Source organism: Mesorhizobium amorphae (assembly GCF_014843845.1).
Lineage (GTDB): Bacteria > Pseudomonadota > Alphaproteobacteria > Rhizobiales > Rhizobiaceae > Mesorhizobium > Mesorhizobium amorphae_A.
In genome coordinates this window covers 34,366-37,385 of sequence record NZ_JHQS01000035.1, presented here as the reverse complement: position 1 = coordinate 37,385, position 3,020 = coordinate 34,366, and the positions used below count along the sequence as shown (strand labels likewise).

Below are 3,020 nucleotides of genomic sequence, written 5' to 3'. Positions count from 1 at the left end.
AAATTGCAATGGCGGCGGCGGCCAACGCCACCGCACAGCCAAGCACCCAGGCCAGCCTCACGCCGTCGCCAAGCGCGGCTCGCGCCGGCCACCACATTAAGCTGTCCTCGGGCGGTGAAAGCGCGATTACCCACTCGTCCCGCAGGACCGCCAAATGCGAGAGCGTGTCGGTCGTGAAGATAGCGATGACCTGCAGAGAGATGACAAACAGCGCGCCGACGACTGCGGCCACAAACTGGGCGGCAAAGCGCGTGCGCCGCGGGCCTACGACGTTGAACAAAAACGCGGTTAGCGTGATGGCCAGGGCAGCTGCAACGCACCCCGTCGAGAACACCACGCCATAGGCGGCCAGCCATTGAGCTCCCTCGCGCCAAGCTAAGACGTTGATGAAGGGCGATGCGATCAGCATCGCCATGGTGCCGATCGAAATCGCGATCATCGTCAGGCGCACGACAAAGACCCGCCGCAGCGCAACCGGGGATGAATGCAGCAATTCCAGATCGGCGCGGGCATACAGCACACGGGTCGCCGCCTCCATCGCCTGCGAGGTCATCAGGAAGAAATAGAGCAGCACACCGCTGGTCAGCAGCAGATAGTTGGCGCGCGAAACGGGAAAATCGGCGGCGGTGAAACGTCGAATCACAAACAGCGCGAAGGCATGCGCGAGTAGCACGCCGACTATCAAGAATATGCCTATCCTGCGCGAACGCCCCTTCTTGCCCGCAGTGAAGAGATAAAACCAGTCGCGCCAGGAGAGGCGCAATTCATGTGCCGCTAGCCAACCGATCGTTGCGGGATGGGCGCTCATGCCGCTTCGGCTACCAGAGCCAGGAAGGTATCTTCGAGGGTTCCGGCGCCATGGCCGGCCTGCCGCCGCAGTTGCTCGAAAGTGCCCTCAGCGATCAGCCTACCCTTGGCAATGACTCCGATGCGTTCAGCCATGCGCTCGGCCACCTCCAGAATGTGCGTCGTCATTATGACCGTTGCGCCGGCATCGACGCGTTCGCGCAATACCCGCTTGACCTGACGCGCCGAGCCGGCATCAAGGCCGGTCAGCGGCTCGTCAAGGATGATGATTTCCGGGTCATGGACCAACGCTCCGGCCAACGCCACCTTCTGTCGCATGCCCTTCGAAAAGCCGCTGCAATGCGTGTGTGCATGCGGCGTAAGGTCCAGCAGATCGAACAGCTGCCTTGCCCGTTCCTGTGCCGTGCTTGCCTTGACGCTCCACAGACCGGCGACGAATTCGAGATATTCGAATGGCGTGAGCTTGTCGTAGATCATCGGTTCGTCCGATATCCAGGCAACGATGCGCTTGGCTTCGACCGGGCTTCGGAGCGCGTCGCGACCTGCAATGGTGATCGTTCCCGCATCCGGTAGCAGCAGCCCCGCGACCATGCGCAGCGTCGTTGTCTTTCCGGCGCCATTTGGGCCAAGAAGGCTGTAAAACTCGCCCGCCCTGACGGTCAGGTCGAGGCCAGCCACCGCAGGCTTGTCGAAGCTTTTGTAGAGCCCACGAATTTCGAGCGCGTTCGCAGTGGTCGTCTCATCGGCCATGGCAGTCTCCAATGGATGGAGTTGGTAGCCCGGCAACGGTTTCCCAGGGGTGAAGGCCGCACCCGTGCGTGAGACGCCGTGTCCCATTGGTTAACTAACGGTAATCGGACCCCGTGCACGCCGATCATCCGGGCTCGGCTACCCTGGCAGGGTAGCGGGATAAGCACGCTGCAGCGCGCGGTGTTGGCTGAGAATCAGTCTGGAGGCCTCGGCGCAGCCGGACAACGGATCGCCATCCGATAGAATGCTTGCCACCTGAACCAAGGTCAGCTTTTCGGGATCATTTGCCGTGAAGCGGACAGTCAGCAACCGGTCCCATTGCCGCCGTTCTGGAGCATGGCTCCGAATGTTCGCAAACGAGGTTCAGTCGGTGTGGCGTCACGGGACCATGCGGAACGATACGGGAAGATTTCTGATTTTGTCCCACGAAAAAGTCAATAAAATCAAGGATTCTGATACGTCCTCCGGGCCCACCATTGCTTTAACTTATTGATTTTGTTGTATTTCATAACTCTATTCACGTCGCTGTTTTGGACTCGAACCCCCTTCTTCCGGTAGTCGCTCGCCATTTGGTTGATTTGGGGCCATTTGGAAGCAGAACGCAGAAAGTCTGCGCTCAAAGATGAGGAGTTTCTGCTGTACGTCGGGTTGGTCGGCCGATCGACAGCTGTAACGCTTTGATGGCTTCCACTGCATTTCCGTCTTCGGGGGTCGAAGACGTGCATGTTTCGCTCGACGCCAAAAAATTCTCGGTGCTGTCGAGCGCGATCGGCAGGCCGGTCGATACACATGCTCTCGAAGCTTTACGAGTGCACCTCGAACATCACTACCACCAATCTCACCTTCGGCGAATGGCCGAGTTCCTTCTTCAGATTTCTTGGCTGCCGTAACGGAAGCGCGTACTGAAATCCCAAGGCCGGGTCTGTTAATGCTTCTAGAATCATGCTTTATTTTCGAAATACCAGCTTAAATTATACACAAAAATTTTTAATACGAGATATTATGCAGATTTACTAAACACAATTCGCGTAACACGTAACCAACATTCATGCATCATAACATAATATATCTATATATACATAGATATTCTATATTGTCACAAATTTTACACAAATATAGACATGTCGCATTGCTTGCATCGTCTTGCGTTCAAGAATTTTCGGATGTACCTTAGCGTTCTACCATACATTCATATATCTGCGGTCATATATCGGGGGGGCAAAATGAACATTTTGTCGAGGCCAGCATTTTTTGAATCGTTCCAGAAGAGATTTATATTAGCCAACAAAGAAGAGGCGCCAGTCCCTGGCGTATTTGGTCGTTGGCTGGCGAGTTCGCTCCTGAGGCGCTCACCGGGGCGAGCCCGACGGCCCAGCAAGACATCAGATCTGCCGAACCTGGCGCTTGAGGCGCTTGAGGCGCGTTATCTGCTGTCGGCCGACGTCTTGCCTTTCGCAGTCGAC

1 protein-coding gene and 2 pseudogenes are annotated in these 3,020 nt (G+C 56.5%); 1 reads left to right on the top strand and 2 read right to left on the bottom strand.

Annotated features, from left to right (window positions below):
- Both DH08_RS16020 and DH08_RS16015 read right to left on the bottom strand, forming a co-directional pair.
- Positions 1 to 808 (bottom strand): annotated as a pseudogene (locus tag DH08_RS16020) (permease); the annotation flags it as partial.
- On the bottom strand, positions 805 to 1,557 hold the full coding sequence (locus DH08_RS16015) for an ABC transporter ATP-binding protein (protein ID WP_192180223.1): 753 nt from the start codon (positions 1,555 to 1,557) through the stop codon (positions 805 to 807). The gene DH08_RS16015 and the pseudogene DH08_RS16020, both read right to left, overlap by 4 nt.
- A gap of 1,121 nt (positions 1,558 to 2,678) precedes the next feature.
- On the opposite strand from DH08_RS16015, the pseudogene DH08_RS37410 reads away from it, so the two are divergent.
- Positions 2,679 to 3,014, top strand: a pseudogene (locus DH08_RS37410) (LEPR-XLL domain-containing protein); the annotation flags it as partial.
- Between the last annotated feature and the right edge of the window lie 6 nt (positions 3,015 to 3,020).

Excerpts from the sequence above, each read along its gene's own strand:
- DH08_RS16015 (WP_192180223.1), bottom strand. The coding sequence starts at position 1,557 with ATGGCCGATGAGACGACCACTGCGAACGCGCTCGAAATTCGTGGGCTC.